Here is a 23,087-nt window from a genome sequence, read left to right on the forward strand (position 1 = left end):
CCCGCCCCCGACGAGAATCCAGCTCGTCGCGGTTCGTCCTGGTGAGACCCCGAGTGGTTAGGTGACATGGACGAGCTCCGACAGACCGTGCCGGACGCCGTGGGTCTGATCCGGCACAAGATCTCGGTTCCGGACGTGCCCGAACGTCTGGTCCCGCGGCCGAGGCTCGACCGAGCCCTCGGCGCGCTCATCGAGCGGCGGCAGGTGGTGCTCGTACTGGCGACGGCGGGCGCCGGCAAGACCATCGCCGTCCGCCAGGCGACGACGCACCTGCCCCACCCGGTGGCGTGGCTGTCGGTCGACGCGACCGACACCCGGCCGGGACGCCTGCTCGCCTATCTCGAAGACGCCTTGGCGCAGCACGTACCGACCGCTCACCGGGTGGCGACCCGTGCGCTGCGCGCGGGCATCCAGCACGCGGAGTCCGCCGGGCTGCTCGCCGAGTCCCTCAGGGGTCACCCGCTGGTGCTCGTGCTGGACAACCTCGAACGCCTCGGGGTGTCGGGCGGCGGATGGGAGGTGCTCGGCTCGTTCCTGCGCTATCTTCCGCGCACGGCGCGGGTGGTCCTCGCCAGTCGGCGTGACATCCCGCCGACGGTTCACCGGGAGATCGACCCGACATCGGTGGCGTGTCTGCGCGAAGAAGACCTCGCTTTCACCGTCGAGGAGGCGGCCGACGCACTGCGGCTCAACGACAAGGTCACGATCGACGCGGCCGAGGCGGTGTCGGCGACGGGCGGCTGGGTCACCGGTGTGCTGTTCGAGGCCTGGCGCTCCGAGGAGCACACCACGGTCGTCGGCGGCGAGGCCGACCCGCTGCACGGTTACATCGCCTCCCGGATCCTCGGCGAACTGCCCCGCGCGGACCGGGACTTCCTCGTGACGACCTCGGTCCTCGACGCGGTGACGGCCGAACGCGCCCGGGCGCTCGGGCCGGTCATGCCCGCGAAGCGCATGCGGTCACTGCGCTCGGTCCGGCTGCCGGTCGTCTGGTCGCCGGACGGGCGCACGATGCGCTGCCACCCACGGCTGCGGGAGTTCCTGCTGGCGCAGCTCGAACGGCGCGACGACGCGGGGCTGCGCCGGATCCGCCGGGCACACGGCAGGCTGCTGGCCGGCGAGGGGCATGACGAGGAGGCCACCGAGGTCCTGCTGCAGGCCGGCGAGGTCGCCGAGGCACGCGTCTGCGCGGCGCGCGTGATCCGTCAGGTGATCGAGCGGCTCGACCTTCCCGTGGCCGAGCGCTGGCTGGAGGCATTCGGTCCTGCCGGTCACGAGGCTCCCGGCCCCGAGTCCTTCGGCCCCGAGTCCCTTGGCCCCGAGCCCACGGAACTGACCACGGCACGGCTCATGCTGGCCTGGGCCCGGGACGACTACCGGGGCGGAGTGGCCATCGCCGACGGGCTCCTGGAGTCCGGTGTCCGCGACGAGGTCGCCGAGGAATCCGAACGGGCGGCGGCGCTGATGGTCTACTGCTACGCCCAGTGCGGCCGCCCCTGGGATGTGGAGGAGATCCTGCGGCTGGCCGACCCCGGCAGGGAGGTGGCCGCTGTGCGCTACTCACTGGGGACCATGTATCCCGCCTATCGCACCGACGCGCCACCGGAGTTGACCGGCGGGCCGTTCGACGCGTGCGTGCTGTTCGCGAAGTACTGGTTCGGCCATCTGAGCGACCTTGACGTCTCCCTGCCGTCGCACTGGGGCACGTCGTTGGCCACCCCGTGGCAGATCGCGGCGCTGCGCGCGCAGGGCCAGACCCGCCGGGCCCTGGAGCTGTACGAACGGACCCGCGGCTCGCTCTCCAACTCCCTGAGCCTGCACGCGGTCGTGCCGGAACTCCTGCTGGACGCCGGGCGCCCCGCCGAGGCGATCGCGGCCATCGAGGAGGGCCGCAAGCTCGCCCTCACCACCGGGGCGCAGGCCTGGTATCTCGGCTTCACGGAAGGGCTCGTCAGGCTCAGAATCCTGGACCGCCGCGACCCCGCGGCGTCCATGGCACTCCTCGACGAGTTGGAGAACGAACCGCTCATCGAACAGGCGCTGCAGCCCAGGGCGAAGGCCCGTGCCTGGCGGGGCTGGCTTCTGCTGCGCGACGGCGCCGATGCCGCCGCACTCGACTGCCTGCGCGACGCCGTGCCGCTCCTGAACGCCGGCGGCCTCTTCCTGGAACTGCCCGTCGCCGCCGTGCTCCTGGCGGAGGCGGAGTGGCGGGCCGGCCACGAGGACGAGGCCGACCGGGCGGCCGACCTGGCCCTCTGGGTGGCGGGCCGCCAGGGCTCCCACCACATCCTGCTCCAGATCCTCACCGAGTTCCCCGCGGTCGCCTCACGGCGCATCGACGCGGAGGCCGATGCGGACACCCCGTGGCACGCGGTCGGCCGGGCGCTCGCCGCGCAGGGAGTGAACATCCAGGTCACGGAGCGCATGCCGGCGGTGACGGTCGAGGAGTTCGGACGACACGCTCTGGTCGTCGACGGTGCCGAGGTCCGCCTGCGCATCAGCAAGAGCCTGGAACTGCTCTCCTACCTGAGCAGCCGGCCCGGGCGCGCCGCCGATCGCCGGGACGTGCTGGAGGCCTTGTTCGCACGCGACGACCGTTCCACCCGCGCCTACCTGCGACAGGCTGTCCATCAGCTGAATCTGGCACTGCCGCCGCAACTGCGCCTCGTCGTCGAGCAGAACAGGCTGGCTCTCGCCGAATCGCTGGCGCAGGGCTGCCAGTCGCTGCTGATGGCAGCCGACCTGGCGCAGGCACACCGGCTGGCCGGCCGGGCAAGGCTGGCGGCGATCGAGGAGGTGCTCGCCCGTAACGAGGGCGACTATCTGCCGGACCGCACCTCGCAATGGGTGGAGGAACGGCGATCGGCCCTGTCCCAACAAGCCGCCGACGCACTCTCCTCGGCGGCCGAACTCGCCCTGCGACTGCACCAGTACGGCGACGCCGTCCGCCTGTGCGACCGGGTGACCGCGGTCGACCCGCTCCGCGAGGTGGCCTGGCGGGTACGGATGCGCGCGGCGAACGCGCTGGGTGACGACGACGGCGTCCTCGCGGCGTTTCTGGGCTGCGAGGCGGCGCTGGCCCGGATCGACGCCGCGCCCTCTCCCAGTACGCGCAAGTTGCTGCAGCAACTGCAGCGGTGACGGAGGTACGGACGAAGCGCTTCCCGTCGCGCCGACCGCGCTGTCCGCCGGGGAGGGGAAGCTCTGGGGCGCTCGCTCACAGCTGTCCGCCGGCCACCACCCGTTCCCGGCGCGCTGGTTCCGCGCAACGGTGGCAGTCGACGCGCCCATCCGAGGGCCGAACCCCGGACCCGGCCGCCCCGGCAGGAGGACGCCGAGCAGGTACTCGTACGCGATCCCGCGCACCTGCTCGACCGGTCCTGAACGAGGCTTGCAGACGCGTGTCTGCCCGGTCCTCCGCTGAACTACTCGCCCGCGTGGGCGAGTTCGATGTCGTGGTCGTCGATGCCGCCGCCCGAGACGCTCACTCCCGTCGCGCGCGGCGGGTAGCCGGCCGCGATGACCGTGTACGCCCCGCTGTCCAGGTCGGAGAAGGCGTACGCCCCGTCGGAACCGGTCGTCGTCGTGGCGACCACGTTGCCCGCGGCGTCGACCAGCGTGACGCGCGCGTCGCTCAACGGAGTTCCCGCTCCGAGGACCGTGCCCCGTACCTGTGCCCCGGGCCGTAGCTCGACCTCGATCCGGGTGATGCCCGTGCCGCCGATCTCCACGGGCAGGGCGCGCGGCCGGTGCTTGGGGGAGTTGACCGCGAGGGTGACCGTCCCCGGCACCAGGTCGGCGACCGCGAACTCGCCCAGCGCGTCGGTCTGTCCGGCGGCCAGGACGTCGCCGCGGACGTCGGTCACGATGACGACGGCCGCGGCGACCGGCGCCCCGCTGTCCGCGGACCGCACCGCACCGGCCAGGCCGCTCGTGCCGCTCAGCAGGATGTCGTACGACACCGGTGTGTCACCGACGACGACCGTCGAGGCCTGCGGCTGGAAGCCGTCCGCGGAGGCGATCAGGACGTACGAACCCGCGCCCGGTACGTCCACCGCGTAGGTGCCGTCGACCTGCGCGACGGCACGGCCCAACTGCCGTCCCTCCAGCGTGACGAGCGTCACCGCGGCGCCATCCACGGGCGTACTCTCCGCGCCGCGGACGCGACCGCCGACCGGTATGCCGCTCGTCCTGGCGGCCGCTGACGCCACTGGCGCCAGCTCTGCAGGACGGCGCGGCGCGGCGGTGACCGGTGCCTTCTCCAAGGCGGGGGTCGTGATCGGCCCGGCGTCGAGGGCCGGGGAGGCGGGCTCGCGCGCCTGCATCGCGGGGGTGGCCGGGCGTTGGCGCGGGATGAACGCGGCGAGGGCGAAGGCGAGCAGGCCGGCGCCGGCGCCGATGGCCAGGACGGTGCGGAAGCCGTCCTTGGAGGGGAGTGCGATGGAGCCGAAGGGAGTGGTCATCTGGGCCAGAATGACGCCGGCCACGGCGCTGGCGACCGAGGTGCCGAGCGAGCGCATCAGGGTGTTGAGGCTGTTGGCGGCGCCCGTCTCGGACGGGGGCACGGCGCCCATGATGAGCGAGGGCATCGAACCGTAGGTGAAGCCGATGCCGACGCCGATGACACAGGAGACCAGCACGAACTGCCAGACCTCGTCCATCAGTGCGATGTTCAGGCCGTAGCCGCCGGACACGACCAGGGCGCCGATCATCAGGGTGATCTTCGGCCCCTTGGCCTTGGAGACGGCGGCGGAGATGGGGGCGGTGGCCATCATCACCAGACCGGACGGGGCCATGACCAGCCCGGCGGCGAGCAGTGACTGGCCCAGGCCGTAGCCGGTCGCCTCGGGCATCTGCAGGAGCTGCGGGATGACCAGGGACATCGCGAACATCGAGAAGCCGACCGAGATGGAGGCGAGGTTGGTGAACAGCACCTGCCGGCGGGCAGTGGTGCGCAGGTCCACCAGCGGCTGCGCGGTGCGCAGTTCGAAGAAGCCCCAGGCGAGCAGGACGACGACGGCCGCCGCGAACAGGCCGAGGATGCTGGTGCTGGTCCAGCCCCAGTCGCCGCCCTTGGAGATGGCCAGCAGCAGGCAGATCAGGCCGGTCGCCATGCCGATGGCGCCGATCAGGTCGAAGCGGCCGCCGGTGCGCACCTTGGATTCCGGGACGAGGATCAGCACGAACACCAGGGCGACGGTGCCCAGGGCGGCCGAGCTCCAGAACAGCATGTGCCAGTCGAAGTTGTCGGCGATGAGCGCGGCGGCGGGCAGGCCGAGCGCGCCGCCGACGCCGAGCGAGGCGCTCATCAGGGCGGTGGCGGAGCCGAGGCGTTCGGCGGGCAGTTCGTCGCGCATGATGCTGATGCCGAGCGGGATGACACCGGAGGCCAGGCCCTGCAGCGCCCGCCCGACGATCATCGGGACCAGGGTGTCGCTCAGGGCGGCCGTCACCGATCCGGCGACCAGCATGACCAGGCTGATCAGGAGCATGCGGCGTTTGCCGTACATGTCTCCCAGCCGGCCCATCACCGGGGTGGCGACGGCGGCGGCGAGCAGCGTGGCGGTGACGGCCCAGGCGGTGTCCGACGCCGGGGCGTTCAGCAGCTGGGGCAGCTCCGGGACGATCGGGATGACCAGGGTCTGCATCAGCGCGACCACGATCCCGCCGAAGGCCAGCACCGCCACGACGGTGTTCGCCCGCGGCGCCGCGGGCTCCCCGTCGGTGGCGGATCGGGAAAGGGCATGGGACATGGCCGGGGCCTCCGTAGGGAGTTCGGGACTGCCGGAGGCCGCCCGGCCGTCGCGGGGCCCGGGGTGCCCACCGGTGTCGCCCAGCCTCACAGAAAACATTCCCAGTGGGCAAGTTTTCCCATGGGGAAATTACGGTCTCTCCGCGTTATGCTCACCGGCGATGACTACCGGCCTGCGCGAACGCAAGAAGGCGGCGACCCGGCGGGCGCTGCACGCCGCCGCCGTGCGCCTCGCCGTCGAGCACGGCATCGAGCACCTGACGGTCGAGGCCATCGCCGACGCCGCCACCGTCTCCCGGCGTACCTTCTCCAACTACTTCGCCAGCAAGGAACAAGCGCTGCTGTACCGCGACAGGGCGCGCATGACACGCCTGCTCGAACTCGTCCGTGCCCGCCCCGAGCGGGAAACCCCGGTGACCGCGTTCACCCGCGCCGTCGAGGAACTCGTCGCCGAACGCGATGCCGAACCCGAGGTGGAGCGGTACCGGGAACTGCGCCGCCACCCCGCGCTGCTCACGGAGATGGCCGCCGTCCACGCCGCCGCCGAGCAGGGCCTGGCCGGGGCGCTCGCGCACCGCCTCCCCACCGAGCCGGCCGACCCGCTGCGCGCCCGGGTCCTCGCGGCGGTCTTCCTCGCCGCTCTCCGCGTCGCCGGCCAGGAGGCCCTCGACCACCGCGACACGGACTTCGTGCCGCTCATCCACCGGGCCATCACCATGACCCGTGAAGGATTTCGCTGAGGTCTGCCGTGCGCCCACGGCTCCGCCGCGACCCGTGAGCGTAAGAGCCGTGACGAACTGTCAGCCGGTCAGCCGTGGGTCGCGCCTCCGGCTGTCATGTCACTCAGGGTGATTCGCCCAGGCGCAGTGACGCCGGCCGACGGCTCGTGGGGCGGCGGCCGGGGCGGGCTCCGGCTCGGGCCGACGACGGTACGACGTTGCCGGGCAGTCTCAGGGGCTCCAGCGCCTCGTCCAGGTGGCTGACGGATGTTGGGGATCAGCCGACGGCGGGAGTGCCACCCAGGGCGGTCAGGACCGTGCCGTTGACGTAGCCGGCCGCGGGGGAGGCGAGGAAGACGATCGTGTTCGCGATCTCGTCGGCGTCCACGAGGCGCCGCAGCGCGGTGAGCTGCCCGACCGCCTCGAACTGGTCACCGAACACGGCGGTGCCTTCGGTGCGGGTCGGCCCGGCGGCGACGGTGTTGACCCGGACGCCGGCGGGGCCGAACTCGGCGGCCCACACCCGGGTCAGCGATTCGAGTGCGGCCTTGGAGGCTCCGTAGATGCCGCTGCCCCGGCCGGGGACGGCCGCGGCGCCACTGCTGACGTTGACCACCGCGCCGCGGCCGCGGGCCGCCATGGCCGGGACGAGGGCCTGCACCAGCAGGAACGGGGCGCGCAGGTTGATGTCGACATGCGCGTCGAAGGCGGCGTCGTCGGTGTCGACAGTGCTGCCGAACCGGAAGATTCCGGCATTGTTGACCAGGATGTCGATCTCGCCGACAGCGGCCGCCAGACGGCGTACATCGGCTGGGTCGGACAGGTCGGCGGACTCGAAGCGGGCTGTGCCGCCGAGGGCGTCGATGCGGGCGACGGCATCAGCTCCTCGCTCCGGGTCACGGCCGTGCACGACGATCGCGGCGCCGTGTTCGGCGAGGGCGAGCGCGGTGGCACGGCCGATGCCGGCGGTGGCCCCGGTCACGAGGGCGGTCGAGCCGGTCAGGTCGGTCTTCACTGAGGTTCTCCTTGCTTGTGCGTCGCTGCCGCTGCCGCTGCGAGGACGCAGCGTGTGCACGACTTCACCCGCCCCTTCGCCGGAGGGCAAAGCTCTTTGCGGAGATGGCAAAATGGCCGCAGGCCCCCACCGTCCGACCAGCCCGTGGATGGGGTGCGATCAGGCCGGCACCGAGTCGGCAGTCGTTCCGTCAGGCCGTGGAGGAACCCGAAAGTGCCGCACCGCACCACACTGCCCGTGCCTCCCGCCGTCGCCGAATGGCTGCGGCTCGCAGGGCACGGCGAGGTCACCGGCGTCGAGCAACTGCACGGCGGGGCCATCAGTTCCACCACCCGCGTCACCGGCTCCTCCGGAACGAGCTGGATCCTCAAGCAGTCCGCCGACGCACCCACCGACCTCTACCACCTGGAGGCCGAGGGCCTGCGGCTGCTCGCGGCGGCCGGAGCCCTGCCCGTACCGAAGACGCAGCTGTGCGCAGAGCGGTACCTCCTGATGGAGGATCGCGGGAGCCATGCCTTCACCCAGGACACCTGGGCGGTCCTCGGCCGCGGACTGGCCCGGCAGCACCAGGTCACGAGCGGCCGTTTCGGACACGACACCGACAACTACATCGGCCGGATCGTGCAGCGCAACACCTGGAACGACGACGGACACGCCTTCTTCGCCGAACACCGGCTGCTGTCCTGGCTGGAGAAACCCGCCTGCGCCCGGGCACTCGGCCGGAAGAACCGGGCACGCCTCGAACGCCTGGCGGACAGGCTCCCGGACCTGATCCCACCGCAGCCCGCCGCGCTGCTCCACGGCGACCTGTGGCACGCCAACGTCCTGCCGGGCCACCACGAGCCACCCGCCCTGTGTGATCCCGCCGTGTACTACGGCTGGCCCGAGGCGGAGCTGAGCATGCTGTACGGATGCGGCCCGGTTCCGGAGGAGTTCTCGGCCGCCTATCAGGAGATCCGCCCCCTGGACGACGGCTGGCGCGATCGGCTGCCCATCCTCCACCTGCGTGAACTCCTCAGCGTGCTGGCGCACTTCGGCGACAACGACGACATCCTCCGCGGGATCACCGAAGTCCTGGACACCTACACCTGAGCTTGTACCTGCACCCGCACCCGCACGTGAGCCGAAGCTCCGGGATTCCGTCTCAGTGCGCGGAGAGGCGGGCGATCGTTCCGGTCTCGAGCGCGGTCCACATCGCGCCGTCCGGCCCCTGGGCGATGCCGTGGGGTTCCGAGGACGGGCTGGGCAGATCGTGTTCGTCGATACGGCCGTCGGGGGCGATCCGGCCGACGCGGTTGGCGCCCCACTCGGTGAACCAGCAGGTTCCGTCCGTGTCGGCGGCGATGGCGTGGGGGCGTGACGCGCGGTCGGGCAGGGCGAATTCGTCGATCACTCCGTCCGGCGTGATCCGTCCGATCCGGCCGGCCCCGATCTCGACGAACCACATGGCGCCGTCGATGCCGGCGGTGATGCCGACCGGGGCGGCGGCCGGTGTGGGCAGCAGATGGACGGTGACATCGCCCGTGGGGTCGATGGCGCCGATCGCGTTCGCCTGGTTCATCGTGAACCACAACCGGTCGTCCGGGCCGGCGGCGATGGCCGACGGGAAAGCTCCCGAGAGGGGCAGAGGGAACTCGGTGACATGGCCGTCGGGCGTGATACGGCCGATCCGGTCGGCGTTGGCCTCGGTGAACCACAGCGCGTCATCAGGCCCCGGGGTGATCCCGAAGGGCCCGGCATCCGGCGTCGGCAACGGGAACGAGTCGACATGTCCCGTCGTGGTGACGCGGCCGATCCGGTGGCCGCGGAACTCGGTGAACCACAGGGCGTCGTCAGGCCCCGCCGTGATGATCGACGGTCCGCCGGAGGCCGGTTCAAGCTGGTAGGAGGTGGTGTCGCCGTCGGGTGTGAGCCGCCCGATCCGGCCGTGGTGGACCATGGTGAACCACAGTGCGCCGTCCGGTCCGGCGGTGATTCCGTAGGGTCCGGCCGCACGGTCGGAGACGGGGAACTCCGTGATGGAAACGGTCGGACGATGCGGCATGGGCAAGGTTCCTCGGCCAGGGGGCGGTGGACGGTGGGCGTGCGACTGCGGATGCTATCCGGGCCGCGATGCCCACGCCCCCGCATTTCCCCCGGACCCGGTGACGGGCCCAGATCCGGCTCGCGGCAGCGCTCAGCCAGGCTGGGGCGCTTTCGCGTACTCCTGCGCCATGCCTCCCGCGAAGTCGTACACCACGACCTGCTCGTCGCCCACGACCCAGGCGTCGTGCCCGGGCGGGCACACGAAGACGTCGCCGGGGCCGACCTCGCCCTCGGCTCCGTCGTCCATGCGGATACGCATCCGTCCCTGCACGACATAGCCGTTGTGGTGGATCTGACAGCTCTCGGTCCCCGCGAGCGGCGCCACGGACTCGGACCAGCGCCAGCCGGGTTCGAAGGTCCCGACGGCGAAGTCGAGCCCCGTGAGGTGGACCGCTTCGAGGTGACCTCGGGGGAAATCGCGCCGCTCGTCCGGCTTGTCGACCGTCTTGACCTCAAGCATGACGGCTCCCTTCACGTAGGCGATGCCCAGCCCTTTCCAGGGCAGGCCTGGCTCCCGAGAAGTCCACGGCCGGCGCCGGCCGGACCCCTCCACACCATCGTGTGCCTGTCCAGCGGGCGCCGCCATCCGGGGGATCGGGCCGCGCCCGCATCTCAAGAAGACGGAGGACCGTCCTGCCTCGGTCGCCGCCCCCGTACTCGTCCCGAGTCAGGGCGCGAGGTGAGGATGCTGAGGGCGTTGGCGGCGACGATGGCCGCGATGCTGCCCCACTCCGGCCAGCCCAGGCCCTGGTCGAGGACGATCCAGCCGACCAGACCGGCGAGGACCGGGTTGACGCTCATGAAGAGACCGAAGGCCGGGGCAGGCACGCGACGCAGAGTGAACAGGTCTGCCAGGTACGGCACGGCGGAGGAGAGGACGCCGGCCACGACGGCGTAGGCGACGGCCCCTGCCGACGGCGGACGCTCGACGACGATGACGAGTCCGACCGGCAGGAACATCAGGGCGGAGAGACAGGCGGCGGCCGCCGAACCCCGCGCGCCGGGGATGCGCCGGCCGACGGTGCGGTTGAGCAGGATGTACGAGGCCCAGCAGACGGCGGCCAGCAGCCCCAGGCCCATCCCGAGCAGGTCGGCGGAAGGCCGCGGGCGCATCAGAGTGACGACGCCCGCCGCGGCGACCACCGCACAGCACGCGTCCACGCGGCGGCGGGAGGCGGCCAGCGCGATGCCGAGCGGCCCGAGGAACTCCAGGGTCACCGCGAGCCCCAGGCCGATGCGGTCGATGGCGGTGTACAGGGACAGGTTCATGGTCCCGAAGACCAGGGCCAGCAGCAGGACCGGCCACCACTGGCGCCTGGTGAAGGTGCGCAGGCGGGGCCTGGCGACGCTCGTCAGGACCAGTGCGGCGACGTACTGGCGCACGGCGACAACCCCGACGGGCCCGAGGACGGGGAAGGCCAGGGAACCGATCGCTGCCCCGGTCTGGTTGGACAGACCACTGCCGAACATGGTGGCCACCCCGGCGAGGCGTGCTCCGCGAGGCCTGGCGGTCGAGGCCGCCGGGGGAGTGCGGTGCGCGGACGCTGTGGGGCGTGCGGGTGCTGGCATGGCCCGATGCTGCGCCGCTCGGCTGCTTGCGCAAAATGCATGAGCCGATCCATCTATACGCTGAAGTCATGGATGTGGAGCTGCGGCAGTTGCGCTGTCTCGTCGCGATCGTCGACGAGGGCACGTTCACCGACGCCGCCATCGTGCTCGGTGTCTCCCAGGCGGCCGTGTCACGCACGCTCGCCTCGCTCGAACGCGCCCTTGGCGTACGGCTGTTGCGGCGGACCTCCCGCGAGGTGACCCCGACGGGGGCCGGACTGCGCGTGGTGGCGCACGCCCGGCGCGTACTCGGCGAGGTGGACGGTCTGGTCCAGGAGGCCACCTCGGGGCATACCTCCCTGCGGATCGGTTACGCCTGGTCGGCCCTCGGCCGCCACACGCTGGCCTTCCAGCGCCGCTGGGCGGACACGCACCCCGAAACGGACCTGCGACTCGTCCGCGTCAACTCTGCCACCGCCGGACTGGCCGAGGGGGCCTGCGATCTGGCCGTCGTACGCAGGCCGCTGGACGAGCGCCGCTTCGACTCCGCCATCGTGGGGCTGGAACGTCGAGTGTGTGCCATGGCCTCGGACGATCCCCTGGCCCGGCGCCGCTTCGTGAGACTCGCCGACATCGGCGGGCGCACGCTGCTGGTGGACCGGAGGACCGGCACCACGACGACGGAACTGTGGCCGCCGGACTCGCGCCCGCCGACCAAGGAGTCGCACGACGTCGACGACTGGCTCACCGCGATCTCCACGGGCCGTTGCGTCGGCATGACCGCCGAGTCGACCGCGCATCAGTACCCGCGCCCCGGCCTCGTCTACCGGCCGGTGCGCGACGCGGAGTCCATCCCGGTGCGGCTCGCCTGGTGGCGGGACGACCCGCATCCCGCCACCCAGGCCACCATCGAACTGCTCACGACGCTCTATCGCGCAGGCTGAACCTCACCCCGGGCCGCCCGGTCCGGCGCGGCCAGGAACGCTCGGACGCTCCCTCACCAGGCGGGCCCCGTCACGAGGTGCAGGCGCCGGTCAGTTCGTCGGCCGCGTCGTCGATCTTGCTGGAGTCCGGGTTGGTGTCGCCGTTCAAAATGGCCTTGTTGTAGTCCGCGATCGCCTTGTTCAGGTCGTCGACCGCGTCGTTGACCTCACTGTTGTCCGACTTGTCGTCGATCTTGTCGAGGTTCTTCTCGATCGTGTCGATGGAGTCGTCGGTCCGCGTGGGGTCTTCCGCCGCGTTCAGGCCCGCCTCATGGATTGCCTTGAGGCTGTCGGTGATCGTGTCGGCGTTCTGGAAGCAGTTCAGTGAGTCGTCGATGTCCTCGCAGCCGGTGAGGAGTCCGGCGGCCAGCGTGACGGCGGCCACGGCGGTGACGATGGCGGCGGTACGGCGTCCACGTCGGCGGATCGCGGTCATGGCAAGGTCCTTTTTTCGATTGGCTCGAGGAGGAACGCGAGGGTGTCCTGCGGTCCGTGGATCGGTTGCGACCGCTGCCACCACGATCCCGTCGCACACTCGCCGCCACGAGGGACCGGCCCCCCGAATCGATGGTGTAGCCCGCTACACCCGCCCGTTACGGGCCCTCGTGAATCCCCGAATACGTGGTCCGGCCCCATTGCGCCGTGCTGCCCACCGACCTCTCGAATCGCGTCAGGCGTTCGCTCAGCCGCAGCATGCGTGCCTGCAGGGCGCGCCTGGTCATGGGAGTCCGTGCCGTGCCCAGCAGCAGGCACAGGTCGTGGCAGCACCACGGCCGTGGGGTGGAGAGCAGGACATGGAAGAGCACCTGCTGGGACATCTGCCGGGGTTGCATCGCCTGGTACAGCGCGGCCTGCGCCCGGTGCGTCCGGCGCGGCGTGGAGGCTTGGAGCCACCGGCGCTCCGCGACGAGTCGGCTGGCCAGTTCCTTGGGCGGTGTGTCGCGGGGCAGCACGTTGGCGGCGCCCGCTCGCAACAAGGCCACCGAGTCCGTGTGGCCGGGCGTCAGCACGATGACCGAGGAGAAGCCGCTGAGAACGTGCACGCGCTGCGCGAGATCGTCCGTCACCGCACCGTCCGGGACGTCCAGCACAGACAGGGGCCGGGGTTCGTGCAGGAGCGTCAGGTATGCCTGACCGGAGCCCCAAGGATGGCAGAGCGCGGGCATGACGTGGTGGCTGCGCATGGTGCGCAGCAGGCCTGCGGTCCCTTCACGGTGCAGCGAGAGGACGACGTCGACCGGATAGACGGGTTCCTCTTCGCGCGCGGTGAAGTCGACGGATGGACATAAGAGTTCGGTCGGTGACATGGCGAAAGGCCCGGTGGGGGACGTCGATGGGGTACGTCAGAGAATCATGCGTGGTCCGGCCCTTCAACAACAGTCACGCCCCTGGTCAATCACTGCTCGCTTCTGCTCATCGCACCCGATTCCGGCCTCTGCGGAGAACAAACCGACCCCGCGGTACCGGCGCCTCAGCCGGCTCCGGCCGACGTCACACGTCCGCGGTGTCCTTGGCCTCCCAGCGCAGCAGGTCTCCCGGCTGGCACTCCAGGACCTCGCAGAGGGCGGCGAGCGTCGCGAAGCGCACCGCCTTGGCGCGGCCGTTCTTGAGTACGGCCAGGTTGGCGGGCGTGATCCCGACGCGGTCCGCGAGTTCGCCCACGGACATCTTCCGCCTGGCCAGCATCACGTCGATGTCGACGGCGATCGGCATCAGATCACCTCTGCCAGCTCGGCCCGCATCCGCGCCGCCTCGACGTCGCGCGCGACGGCCTGGGCGAGCAGCATCCGCAGCACGAGCACGATGAGCGCGACCCCCAGGGCCGCCACGACAACCCCGCCCAACAGAAGGACCACGCCCGGCGCGACGGCCTCACCCGGTGCCAGGACGACCCCGAGCGTGAACAGCAGGAGGGCGGCCGACACGATCGCGCCGATCACGACATGCACATACCGGAACGCGGCGTGGGAGAACACGGTTCCGCGTCGCACCATCGTCACCAGCCGCCACACGCAGACCAGGACGACCTGGACCGTCACGATCCCGAGGACCGTGATCACGAGGATCGGGGTACGCCGGTCCGCGAGGGCCGCGCCGCTCTCCTCCAGGTCGGTGGCCAGTAGCGCCACCATCACGGTCTGCACGAACACCGAGCCGGCCAGCAGCACCGCCAGCACGGCACGCAGCGCAAGCACTGTCAGCTGTCCCATCGCCCCTCCTTCGATTCCTTCGATCGATCCACGATGGGAATCTATCGATTCTCGATAGGTATGGCAAGGGGGCTGTGCCATCAACGGGCGCGCGGCGGGCCGCGTGAGCGGGCGGTTTTCCCGGACTTCCTCCGGAGTGTCAGTGGCGGTCCGTACGCTCGGCGTCATGGAGGGGGACGACCTGCCCGAAGAACTGACCGATCAGAGCGGAACCGAGGCCTGGCATCGGCTGAGCGCCTATGCCTATCTCAGTGCACCCGAGCGCCTGGAGTACGTCGCGGTGATGCGGGTGTTCTGCGGCACCCTGCTCGCGGACCTGGCCGTACCCGACGTGCTCGCCAAGCTGACACAGGCGGGAAGCGTGGGGGCCGCGCTTGACGCGGACACCCTCACCGCCCGGCTCGAACAGCTCGTGCGCTGGGGCAATCTGCTGCGCAGCACGCACACCGTCACGGCGAGCACCATCGCCGAGTACCAGCGCTCCCGGTCCCGCTACCAGCTGTCCAAGCTGGGCGAGCGCGTGCAGCGCGACGCGGACGAGGTGCTGGCCGGAGCCGACGCCGCACGCGAGGTCAGCAGCGAGCTGCTCACGCTCGTCGACCGGGGCCTGCGCGAGATCGCCGCCACGGTCGCCGCGCCCGGCGGCGCGGACCCGCAGCAGGCACTGGAGAGAATCAGCACGCTCTTCGTGCAGTTCGCCGAATTCGCCGAGTCGGTACGGGACTTCTACGCGTACCTGGGCCAGGTGCTCGCCCGCTACGACCTCGACGGAGCCGAGTACCAGGGGTTCAAGGAACTGCTGCTCGACTACGTGGAGGCGATCACCGAGGACGTGTCCTTCCGCGCCCCGCGCATCGCCGCACACCTGCGGACGATCTGGCCCCACCTGCCCACACTCCTGGGCCGCATCGACGCGCACGCGGCAGGACTGGGGGCAGACCTCGGAGCACTCTCCGGCGCGCTGCCGGAGACCCGGGTGCAGCGCAGCCGGGGACGGGACCTGGCGGACTGGGAAGGGCTGCGCGACTGGTTCGCCGACACCGGCGGGCACGGCAGCCAGGTGGACCAGCTCCGGGACGCGACCCTGCGCGCCCTGCAGTCACTGCTCGCCAACGCCAAGCGAATGCTGCGCTCGGCGTCCGGGGAGATGTCCCGCCGCAAGGACCTGCTCAGGCTCGCGGCCTGGTTCGACAGTGCGGAGCCCGAGGAGGCCCACGACATCGCGGTCGCCGCCTTCGGGCTCTACGGAGCACGGCATCTGGGCGTGGCACCGGATCCCGACCAGTCCGTACCGGCGTACGTGAGCTGGTGGACCGGGCCCGTCGTGGCCGTCCCGGTGGCGTTGCGCGAGCGCGGCAGCCGGGCCCCGCGCGGGCGGGCCGCGGCGGTGGAGGACCACGGCGAGCAGAAGCGCCGCCTCATGGAGCAGGCACGCGAGCAGGCCGCCGCCCGTCAGGCCGCGGCTGCCGAACTGCGCAGCGCCTCCGGCCGGTTCGACCAGGTCAGGCTGGGTTCCGCAGCCATGCGCCTCCTGCTGGAACTCCTCACCACCGCCCTCGGCAACGCCCAACTGCACAAGGGCGACGAGGACGGCAAGGGCGAGAGGAGCGACACGGACGCCGGTGACTTCCTGCTCGACGGTGCGCAGGCGAGCGACGCCGACCTGGGCATCCGGCTGACGGCGTGGCGCACGCCGGGCAGGCACACACTCCTGCGGTCCGTGGACGGCGACCTGACGGCGGACGACCTCACCCTGGCCGTCGAGAGCGCCTCGGCGTCCGCCGCCGAGGAGGCGAGCGCCTGATGGCCCTGCCCTCCGCGCACGACGTGGCACTCGCCGCCGAACGCCGCACCGCCGCCCGCCTGCTGCTGGCCCACCCCCTGGTCACCAGCCACGGCCCGTACAGCGACACCTTCCCGCTGATCCGGCGGCACGCCGACTGGCTCGCCCAGCGTTTCCAGCAGGTGTTCGGCTACCGGCTCCTCGTCGAGGCGTCGTACGCCCGCCTGTTCAAGGCGGGCCTCGGCCCCGGCTCGGGCCACCGCCTCGAACGACCGTCCACCGGCACACCGTTCACGCCACGGACGTACGCCTACCTGGCTCTCGCTCTCTCGGTCCTCGTCACCGCTCCGGAGCAGCTCCTGCTCTCCCAGCTCGTCGCCGACCTGAGGGCCGCGGCCGTGGACGCCGGGATCGAGGTCAGCGACACCGGGCGGCAGGCGGAGCGGCGCACGCTCGCCGCCGCGCTGCGGCAACTCGTCGACTGGGGTGTCCTGGCGGAGACCGAGGGCCATGTCTCCGCCGTCGCCGAGGAGCGGGGCGGCGAGGCACTGCTGACCGTGGACCGGGAGATCGCCCGCGCGGTCGTCGCCGGCCCGCTGGCCCAGAGCCGCGACGGGGCGGATCTCGTACGCCGGGCCGCCGACCCCGGCTTCGGCGGCTCGCGTACGTACGTCCGCAGGCGACTCGTGGAGACTCCCGTCGTGCACCTCGACGACCTCACCGGCGCCGAGCGCGAATGGCTGCGGACCCGACAGCGGCGCGAGTCCCAGGCATTCTCCGAACTGCTGGGTCTGGAGGCCGAGATCCGCGCCGAGGGCATCGCCCTCACCGACCCCGACGACGAACTCACCGACCTGCACCTGCCCGGCACCGGCACGGTCGCCCAGGCCGCGCTGCTCCTTGTGGAGCGGCTGGTCGACCGACTGCGCCCAGAGGACCCCGGGCACCCCGCGGTCGGCGGGCGGCTGGTCATCGGCGTACCGGTCCCGGACGGGCTGCTGACGGAACTGCTCGACGGACTGGTCGAGGAGTACGGCCGGCGCAGCAACTGGCAGCGCGGCCTGCTGGAGGACCGGGACGCGCTGCTCGCCGCCGTCCTCGACCTGCTGGTCCGCATGCGCCTGGTCGCTCCCGCCGGCCCGGTGCGCGCGGACGGCCACGGCCTGCCCGAGGGATACGCGGACGCCGCGCCGGACGGCCGGTCGGTCACGGACGTCTCGGGCGCCCGCGGACAGGACCGTACCGACCGCACCGGCGGTTGGGTGCTCCTCGGCGCGGCCGCCCGGTTCGCCACCACGGTGGCTGTCACGTCCCGTCCTGAACAGTCCCGAGCGTCCGCGGCGCCCCCAGCGGACATCGCCGACCACGTCACTGAGGAGCCGCCCCGGTGAACCGCACGCCCACCGTCCCGTCCCCGCACCGCTACCGCCTGCACCGCGCCGGTATCCGGAACGTCTGGCAGTACGACGAGCAGGAGTTCTCCTTCGGCGGCGGCCGGCTGCTGCTGCGCGGCAAGAACGGCGCGGGCAAGTCCAAGGCCCTGGAGATGCTGCTGCCGTACCTCCTCGACGGGGACGCCCGCGCCCTGGACGCCACCGGAACGGGCCGGACCACGCTCCTGTGGCTGATGCTCGACGGCTTCGAGCAGACCAACCGGCTGGGCTACCTGTGGGTGGAGTTCGTGCGGACCGACGACGAGGGGCACGACCACCACCTCACCCTCGGCGCGGCCATCCGCGCCTCCCAGTCGACCAGGACGGCCAAGCCGTTCTTCTTCGTCACCTCGCTGCGGGTGGGCGAGGACCTGCAGCTGGCCCCCGGCGGCCGGCCGCTCCCCGTCGACCAGCTCAAGTCGCTCGTCGGCGCGGAGCACGTCACCGACCGCGCCGTGGAGCACCGGGCCCGGGTCGCCCGCCACCTGTTCGGCCTCACCGACCCGGCGCGCTACCGCAATCTGCTCCACCTGCTGCACCGACTGCGCCGCCCCACCATCGGCGACCGCATCGACTCCGGGGGCCTGGTCTCCGTCCTCGCGGAGACGCTGCCCGCGCTCGACGACGAGGTCGTGGACAAGGTGGCCCGCAACCTCGACGATCTGGACGCGGTACGGACCGACCTCGGGCGCCTGGAGCGGACCGACGAGGCGCTGCGGACGTTCCTCACCGGCTACCGCGGCTACCTGCACGGGGCGCTGCGCCGCCGGGCCGACCAGGTGCACGGCGAACTGGAACGGCTGGCCGAGCACCGACGCGCGGCGGGCGAGGCGGCGAGGAAGGCGGCCGAGCTCCGTACGAGCGAGGACGAACTCGCCGCTCACGCCGATGTCCTCAGGGCGGAGTCGGAGGCGGCCGGGACGGACCTCGCCGCCCTGCACGACAGTGCCGCCTACCGCAGCCTGAAGGAACTGGCGGAGAAGCGCGCCACCGTGACCGCCCTGCACAGCGCGGCGGCGACCGCTGTCAAAGCCCTGCGCCAGGCGCACAGCAGCCAGGAAGAGGCAGGCCGGCGGCTCACCGACGAAGCCGGCAGGCTCGGTGAGGAGCTGGTCGAACTCGGCACGGCGCACGGCGAGTTGCTCCGGGAGGCGGAGCGGTCCGGGCTCGACCCGGTCCACCTGGGCGAGCCGGTGGTGGTCCCCGTCACCCCGGTCGCCGCCGCGGTGACGGCCGAACTGACGGCCCCGGACGGCGACTTCCACCTCGTGCGCCACAGCGAGGTGCTGGCCGTCGACACGGAGGTCGGCGCGGGCGCCCTGGGCGCCTGGGACACCCAACTGGACGCCGCAGGGCCGGTGATCAGGAACCGCGCCCGAGCCGTGACCGAGCTGGCCGCGCTCATGGAGAAGTCCCGCCGCGCCCAGCGAGAGGCCCACGAGGCCGATGCCGCCCGGGAGCGCCTGGAGGAGCAGACGGAGGAGGCGCGTGCGCGGGCCGGACGCCGCCGGGAGGAGACGGCACGCGAGGGGGAGGCGTTCTCCGATGCCGTCCAGGCCTGGACCGAGCGACTGCGGAGTCTCACCGGCGTGTCCCTGGATGCCGTACGCGCCCTGACCGTTCACGATCCGGCGGAGGGCCCGCTGCCCGCCCACGCTCCCGACGAGGTGGCCGACACCGCCCGGGCGGCCGTCGACCCGTGGCTGGCGGAACTGGGCGAACAGCGCGACGCGCGCGCCGTGGCGATCCGCGAACTGGCCGCCGAACAGGACCGCCTGCGGCGTGAGCGCGACGACTGGGAACGCCGTACCGACCCCGCGCCGGCGCCCCCGCCCCACCGGTCGGCGCCCCGAACGCCCGGCACCGGCGCACCCCTGTACCGGCTCGTGGACTTCACCGAGAACGCCGAGGCTCTGGAGCCGGCGGCCCGGGCGGGCCTGGAAGCCGCGCTCGAGGCGAGCGGCCTGCTCGACGCCTGGGTGTGCGCCGACGGCACCGTTCTGGACCCGGCCGCGCGGGACACCCTCCTCGTCCCCGGCACACCGCCCGCCGGGCCGACGCTCGCCGAGGTGCTGCGCCCGGTCGCGGCGCCGGACAGCGGGGTGAGCGCCGAGCAGGTAGAGAGTGTGCTGCGGACAGTGGCCCTGGTGACGCCGGGAGGCATCGGCGCGGTGGGGGCCACGGGAGCGACGGCGGACTCCGTGATCGGCACCGACGGTTCCTGGCAGCTGGGTGTCGCCCGCGGACGCCACACCAAGCAGACGGCCGAGTACGTCGGCGCGGAGGTGCGCGCCGAGACCCGCCGCCGGGCCCTGGCCGAACTCGACCGGCAACTGGCCGACGTGCAGGAGCAGTTGACCGAGCAGCAGAGCAATCTGCGGATCCTGACCGAGCACCGCACGAAGGTGGCCGACACCCTGAGCCACCCGCCCGCGGCACGCCGGCTGACCGACGCGTGGGCCCGTGCGGCCGAGGCCGAGCGCGCCGCACAGGTACTGGTCGGCAAGGCGTCGGCGGCCGCCCGTGAGGCGGAGCAGGCGCGCACCCGCGCGGTCGCCGCCCGGCGGGAGACCGAGGCGACGGCAAGCGCGAACGACCTCCCGGTCGAACCGGCCGCACTCGATTCCGTACGTCTCGCGCTGGACCGCCTCGGCACGGGCACGGAACGGCTGCGCCGACGGCTGCGCGCGGTCGCCTCCTCCGTCGACGGCCATCGCCAGGGCCGCGAAAGCTACGAGCGCGCTCTGACGTCCTGCCGGGAAGCGGAGTCCGACTACGCCGGTCCGCTCGCCCGCCTGGATGCCGCCCGCCGCACGGTCCGGGGCCTGGAGGAGGCCATCGGGGCGTCGGAGCAGGAGATCCTCGCCCGCGAGGACGCGGCGAAGCGCCGCCTCGACGCGGTGGGGCGCCAACTCCCCGGAGTCGAGCGGGACCTGAGCGCCGCACACGACGAACGCGTGCGCGCGGAGGAGGACGAGAGAGTACGGCGCGGGGCGCTCGCCACGCAGGAGGGCGAGGCGATCACGAGCGGCAGGCGGCTGCGTACGGCGCTGTCGGTTCCGGGCGTGCGCAGGGGCGCGGGCCTCGACGCTGTGGCGGAAGGCGAGGCGGACGACGTGGAGTCCGCGCGGGACGACGCACGCGAGCGCACCGAGGAGGACGCGCACGACCGCACAAAGGCACTGCGCCGACTGGTGGAGGCCGTACGGAGCCGCCTGGAACCGGAGCGGGGTGACATCTCGGACACCACCCTCCTCAACCGTCACACGGAGCTGCGCGACCAGCTCTCCGGAGGCTACGACGCCACGCTCGAGGAACATGACGGCATCAAGGTCTGCCGCCTCGTCGATGACCACGGCCCGCACGACATCGCCGCGGTGGGCGAACGCATCGCCGCGCAGGCGGCCGAGGCCCGGGACCGGCTGACGGAACGCGAACGCGAGGTGTTCCAGCGCTTCCTGACGGGCGAGCTGGGCGACCACCTGTCCTCCCAGGTCCTGGCCGCGGGCGCCCTGGTCGCCGCCCTGAACGGCACCCTGGCCACGGTCCGCACCTCACACGGTCTGGGCGTCACACTCGACTGGAAGCTCGCCGACGGTGTCGAAGCCGACGTCAAGGCGGCCGTCGACCTCCTGCGCAGCCCCTCGGGTCTGCGCACCCGCGAACAGTCCCAGCAGCTCCGCGATGTCCTCCAGCGCCGTATCGAGGACGCCCGCCGCGCCGACCCGGGCGCGGGTTACGCGGCCCATCTGCGTACCGCCCTCGACTACCGCGACTGGTTCACCTTCACCCCGTGGGTCGTGAACGACGCCGCTCCGAGCAGCCGCCGCAAACTCTCCGGCCGCACAGGCCTCAGCCAGGGTGAGCAACGCGTCCTCTCCTACCTGGTCCTCTTCGCCGCCGCTGCCGCCCACTTCACGGGCCTCGCCGAAACGGCCCCGCACGCACCGCGGCTGATCCTGCTGGACGACGCGTTCGCCAAGGTCGACGAGCCGACCCACGCCCGCCTCGGCCGCATCCTGGTCGACCTGGACCTGGACTTCGTCCTCACCAGCGAACGCCTGATCGGCAACTGGCCCGACGTGCCGTCGCTGCACATCTACGAGTGCCTGCGCGACCCGCACGTACGAGGCGTGGCGACCCTCCACTACACGTGGAACGGACGGCAGCGGCGGCTGGTGTCGGTATGACGCGACCGGACACGACGGACCCCGGTGGGACGGGAGGCCCCGGTACGACGGAGCAGGGACCCGTCGCCGACGCCCTGGCGTTCCTCACCCGGCCGGGTCTCACCCGCCTCTGGACGGCGGTACGGGCACGCCTGGAACGCAACGGCCTGCAGCCGGCCGGCACGGTCAGGCTCCAGAACCTGGACGCACAGGAGCGCGAGGCACTGTCCCTCCTCCTCGCGAAACCGCTCACCGCCGCCACCGCCACGATCCGCCTGACGGACCTGGACGGTCGCCTGCGCGCCAGCGCGGTCGGCCGAGGCCTGGCCGCGACGCTGGCCGAACTGGGCCCACCCCTGACCGACCGCCGCGCGGTCCGGGACGCGGCGGCGGCGCAACGCGAGGAGCTGTGGTCCACGGCGGAGGCGGCCCTCGCCGTCACCGCACTGTCGTCCAAGCCCTGGGCCGGCCGGTGGCTGGAGGAGACACGGCGCGCCGGTACGGTCGCCCGCCAGGACCGGCACACCGCGGCCACGATCCTCACCCAGGCGATCCGGACCCTGGCAACACTCTTCCCCGGCACGGACGCGGAACCCACTCCCGCCTTCTGGGGCCGTGGCGAACTGGCCACCCGCACCACCGGCTCGGCCCACGGCCTGGACGACGGCACCCTCCTCTCCCGCCTGGTCCTGCGCGGCATCGCCCTGGCGTCCGGCACCGAGTTCCCCGTCGACGCACCGGGCCGCCGGGCCCTGTGGCGGCTGGCCTCGGTCACCCCGGACGAGGTGTCCAGCACAGTGCTCACGTACGGCCTGCGGCCGAGGGGCGGGACCTGGGGCGAGAGAGTCCTGCGCGAGCGGGCGGACCACAGCCTGGAGACCCATCTCACCCTGCGAGAACTGCGCGTGCTGCACCTGGAGATGCCGGCCCGCACCCGGGTCCACGTCTGCGAGAACCCACGCGTGGTGGAAGCGGCGGCCGACGCCGGCTGCACCGCGGCCCTGATCTGCACCTCGGGCAGCGCGACGACGGTCGTCCGCACGCTGCTGGACGCGCTGGCCGCCGCCGGATCCGCCTTCGCGTACCACGGTGACTTCGACTGGCCGGGCATCGCGCTGGCCAACCGTGTCGTGGAGCGGTACGGGGCTGAACCCTGGCGCATGAGAGCGGGGGACTACGAGTACCTCGCGACGCGCACGCAGGTGCACGGCACACCGCACCTCCTCCTCACCGGCACCCGGACCGAGGCCGGCTGGGACCCGGAACTGGCCCCGGCCATGGACGCGCTGGGAATCGCCCTGCACGAGGAGGCGGCGCTGGACCTGCTCTTGGAGGACCTCGGGTAACCGTCACAGGGACGGGTGTCCGGACGGCTCACACGGGGACCTGT

General features: G+C 72.3%; 17 protein-coding genes. 8 read left to right on the forward strand and 9 right to left on the reverse strand.

The features are described 5' to 3' along the window. Positions 1 to 66: 66 nt before the first annotated feature. A complete protein-coding gene (locus tag AB0I18_RS02040) occupies positions 67 to 3,141 on the forward strand; it encodes a BTAD domain-containing putative transcriptional regulator (protein ID WP_363103407.1) in 3,075 nt (1,024 codons plus the stop codon). A 284-nt stretch (positions 3,142 to 3,425) separates the two neighbouring features. On the opposite strand, the gene AB0I18_RS02045 is transcribed toward AB0I18_RS02040, so the two are convergent. After that, the gene (locus tag AB0I18_RS02045; RefSeq protein ID WP_363103408.1) at positions 3,426 to 5,753 is read right to left on the reverse strand and encodes an MFS transporter; all 2,328 of its coding nucleotides are present in this window, start codon (positions 5,751 to 5,753) and stop codon (positions 3,426 to 3,428) included. 160 nt (positions 5,754 to 5,913) lie between these two features. Here AB0I18_RS02045 and AB0I18_RS02050 point away from each other — a divergent pair, with 160 nt between their 5' ends. Beyond that, positions 5,914 to 6,492: a TetR family transcriptional regulator gene (locus AB0I18_RS02050; RefSeq protein ID WP_363103409.1), complete on the forward strand. Its 579-nt coding sequence runs from the start codon at positions 5,914 to 5,916 to the stop codon at positions 6,490 to 6,492. Positions 6,493 to 6,748: 256 nt separating this feature from the next. Here AB0I18_RS02050 and AB0I18_RS02055 read toward each other — a convergent pair whose 3' ends face one another. Next, positions 6,749 to 7,486, reverse strand: a complete 738-nt coding sequence (locus AB0I18_RS02055) for an SDR family oxidoreductase (RefSeq protein ID WP_363103410.1) — start codon at positions 7,484 to 7,486, stop codon at positions 6,749 to 6,751. A 213-nt stretch (positions 7,487 to 7,699) separates the two neighbouring features. Between AB0I18_RS02055 and AB0I18_RS02060 the strand changes: the two genes are divergently transcribed. Then, positions 7,700 to 8,578, forward strand: coding sequence for a fructosamine kinase family protein (locus tag AB0I18_RS02060; protein ID WP_363103411.1), 879 nt, complete (start codon positions 7,700 to 7,702; stop codon positions 8,576 to 8,578). Positions 8,579 to 8,630: 52 nt separating this feature from the next. On the opposite strand, the gene AB0I18_RS02065 is transcribed toward AB0I18_RS02060, so the two are convergent. The 3 genes from AB0I18_RS02065 to AB0I18_RS02075 all read right to left on the reverse strand — a co-directional run bounded on the left by AB0I18_RS02065 (position 8,631) and on the right by AB0I18_RS02075 (position 11,140). Then, positions 8,631 to 9,530 carry a virginiamycin B lyase gene (locus tag AB0I18_RS02065; RefSeq protein WP_363103412.1) on the reverse strand — a complete coding sequence of 300 codons (900 nt, stop codon included), beginning with the start codon at positions 9,528 to 9,530 and terminating at the stop codon, positions 8,631 to 8,633. A gap of 132 nt (positions 9,531 to 9,662) precedes the next feature. Next, positions 9,663 to 10,031, reverse strand: coding sequence for a cupin domain-containing protein (locus AB0I18_RS02070; RefSeq protein WP_363103413.1), 369 nt, complete (start codon positions 10,029 to 10,031; stop codon positions 9,663 to 9,665). A gap of 152 nt (positions 10,032 to 10,183) precedes the next feature. Then, positions 10,184 to 11,140, reverse strand: a complete 957-nt coding sequence (locus AB0I18_RS02075) for an EamA family transporter (protein WP_363103414.1) — start codon at positions 11,138 to 11,140, stop codon at positions 10,184 to 10,186. A gap of 68 nt (positions 11,141 to 11,208) precedes the next feature. Between AB0I18_RS02075 and AB0I18_RS02080 the strand changes: the two genes are divergently transcribed. After that, entirely contained in the window at positions 11,209 to 12,063 is an 855-nt protein-coding gene (locus tag AB0I18_RS02080) for a LysR family transcriptional regulator (RefSeq protein WP_363103415.1), read from the forward strand. A gap of 70 nt (positions 12,064 to 12,133) precedes the next feature. Here the strand turns inward: AB0I18_RS02080 and AB0I18_RS02085 are convergent, their stop codons facing one another. The 4 genes from AB0I18_RS02085 to AB0I18_RS02100 all read right to left on the reverse strand — a co-directional run bounded on the left by AB0I18_RS02085 (position 12,134) and on the right by AB0I18_RS02100 (position 14,312). Then, positions 12,134 to 12,538 carry a hypothetical protein gene (locus tag AB0I18_RS02085; RefSeq protein WP_363103416.1) on the reverse strand — a complete coding sequence of 135 codons (405 nt, stop codon included), beginning with the start codon at positions 12,536 to 12,538 and terminating at the stop codon, positions 12,134 to 12,136. Positions 12,539 to 12,695: 157 nt separating this feature from the next. Then, positions 12,696 to 13,409 carry a hypothetical protein gene (locus AB0I18_RS02090; protein WP_363103417.1) on the reverse strand — a complete coding sequence of 238 codons (714 nt, stop codon included), beginning with the start codon at positions 13,407 to 13,409 and terminating at the stop codon, positions 12,696 to 12,698. A 184-nt stretch (positions 13,410 to 13,593) separates the two neighbouring features. Then, complete coding sequence (locus tag AB0I18_RS02095; RefSeq protein WP_363103418.1) at positions 13,594 to 13,815, reverse strand: helix-turn-helix transcriptional regulator; 222 nt, start codon at positions 13,813 to 13,815, stop codon at positions 13,594 to 13,596. Further along, positions 13,815 to 14,312: a DUF2975 domain-containing protein gene (locus AB0I18_RS02100; protein ID WP_363103419.1), complete on the reverse strand. Its 498-nt coding sequence runs from the start codon at positions 14,310 to 14,312 to the stop codon at positions 13,815 to 13,817. Before AB0I18_RS02100 ends, AB0I18_RS02095 begins: the two co-directional genes overlap by 1 nt. 166 nt (positions 14,313 to 14,478) lie before the next feature. Between AB0I18_RS02100 and AB0I18_RS02105 the strand changes: the two genes are divergently transcribed. The 4 genes from AB0I18_RS02105 to AB0I18_RS02120 are packed head-to-tail and all read left to right on the forward strand — an operon-like array spanning position 14,479 to position 23,043. Further along, positions 14,479 to 16,116: a TIGR02677 family protein gene (locus AB0I18_RS02105; protein WP_363103420.1), complete on the forward strand. Its 1,638-nt coding sequence runs from the start codon at positions 14,479 to 14,481 to the stop codon at positions 16,114 to 16,116. Next, positions 16,116 to 17,486: a TIGR02678 family protein gene (locus tag AB0I18_RS02110; RefSeq protein WP_363103421.1), complete on the forward strand. Its 1,371-nt coding sequence runs from the start codon at positions 16,116 to 16,118 to the stop codon at positions 17,484 to 17,486. Before AB0I18_RS02105 ends, AB0I18_RS02110 begins: the two co-directional genes overlap by 1 nt. After that, positions 17,483 to 21,718 (forward strand): TIGR02680 family protein, encoded by a 4,236-nt coding sequence (locus AB0I18_RS02115; RefSeq protein ID WP_363103422.1) that lies wholly within the window; start codon positions 17,483 to 17,485, stop codon positions 21,716 to 21,718. Before AB0I18_RS02110 ends, AB0I18_RS02115 begins: the two co-directional genes overlap by 4 nt. Continuing rightward, positions 21,715 to 23,043 carry a TIGR02679 family protein gene (locus tag AB0I18_RS02120; protein WP_363103423.1) on the forward strand — a complete coding sequence of 443 codons (1,329 nt, stop codon included), beginning with the start codon at positions 21,715 to 21,717 and terminating at the stop codon, positions 23,041 to 23,043. Before AB0I18_RS02115 ends, AB0I18_RS02120 begins: the two co-directional genes overlap by 4 nt. Positions 23,044 to 23,087: the final 44 nt, after the last annotated feature.

Origin of the sequence: Streptomyces sp. NPDC050704, assembly GCF_040654355.1 — a bacterium.
Lineage (GTDB): Bacteria > Actinomycetota > Actinomycetes > Streptomycetales > Streptomycetaceae > Streptomyces.

Bases quoted from the DNA above. Each gene is read 5' to 3' on its own strand.
- AB0I18_RS02040 (WP_363103407.1), top strand. From the start codon at position 67: ATGGACGAGCTCCGACAGACCGTGCCGGACGCCGTGGGTCTGATCCGG.
- AB0I18_RS02045 (WP_363103408.1), bottom strand. From the start codon at position 5,753: ATGTCCCATGCCCTTTCCCGATCCGCCACCGACGGGGAGCCCGCGGCG.
- AB0I18_RS02050 (WP_363103409.1), top strand. From the start codon at position 5,914: ATGACTACCGGCCTGCGCGAACGCAAGAAGGCGGCGACCCGGCGGGCG.
- AB0I18_RS02065 (WP_363103412.1), bottom strand. From the start codon at position 9,530: ATGCCGCATCGTCCGACCGTTTCCATCACGGAGTTCCCCGTCTCCGAC.
- AB0I18_RS02070 (WP_363103413.1), bottom strand. From the start codon at position 10,031: ATGCTTGAGGTCAAGACGGTCGACAAGCCGGACGAGCGGCGCGATTTC.
- AB0I18_RS02075 (WP_363103414.1), bottom strand. From the start codon at position 11,140: ATGCCAGCACCCGCACGCCCCACAGCGTCCGCGCACCGCACTCCCCCG.
- AB0I18_RS02080 (WP_363103415.1), top strand. From the start codon at position 11,209: ATGGATGTGGAGCTGCGGCAGTTGCGCTGTCTCGTCGCGATCGTCGAC.
- AB0I18_RS02085 (WP_363103416.1), bottom strand. From the start codon at position 12,538: ATGACCGCGATCCGCCGACGTGGACGCCGTACCGCCGCCATCGTCACC.
- AB0I18_RS02090 (WP_363103417.1), bottom strand. From the start codon at position 13,409: ATGTCACCGACCGAACTCTTATGTCCATCCGTCGACTTCACCGCGCGC.
- AB0I18_RS02095 (WP_363103418.1), bottom strand. From the start codon at position 13,815: ATGCCGATCGCCGTCGACATCGACGTGATGCTGGCCAGGCGGAAGATG.
- AB0I18_RS02100 (WP_363103419.1), bottom strand. From the start codon at position 14,312: ATGGGACAGCTGACAGTGCTTGCGCTGCGTGCCGTGCTGGCGGTGCTG.
- AB0I18_RS02105 (WP_363103420.1), top strand. From the start codon at position 14,479: ATGGAGGGGGACGACCTGCCCGAAGAACTGACCGATCAGAGCGGAACC.
- AB0I18_RS02110 (WP_363103421.1), top strand. From the start codon at position 16,116: ATGGCCCTGCCCTCCGCGCACGACGTGGCACTCGCCGCCGAACGCCGC.
- AB0I18_RS02120 (WP_363103423.1), top strand. From the start codon at position 21,715: ATGACGCGACCGGACACGACGGACCCCGGTGGGACGGGAGGCCCCGGT.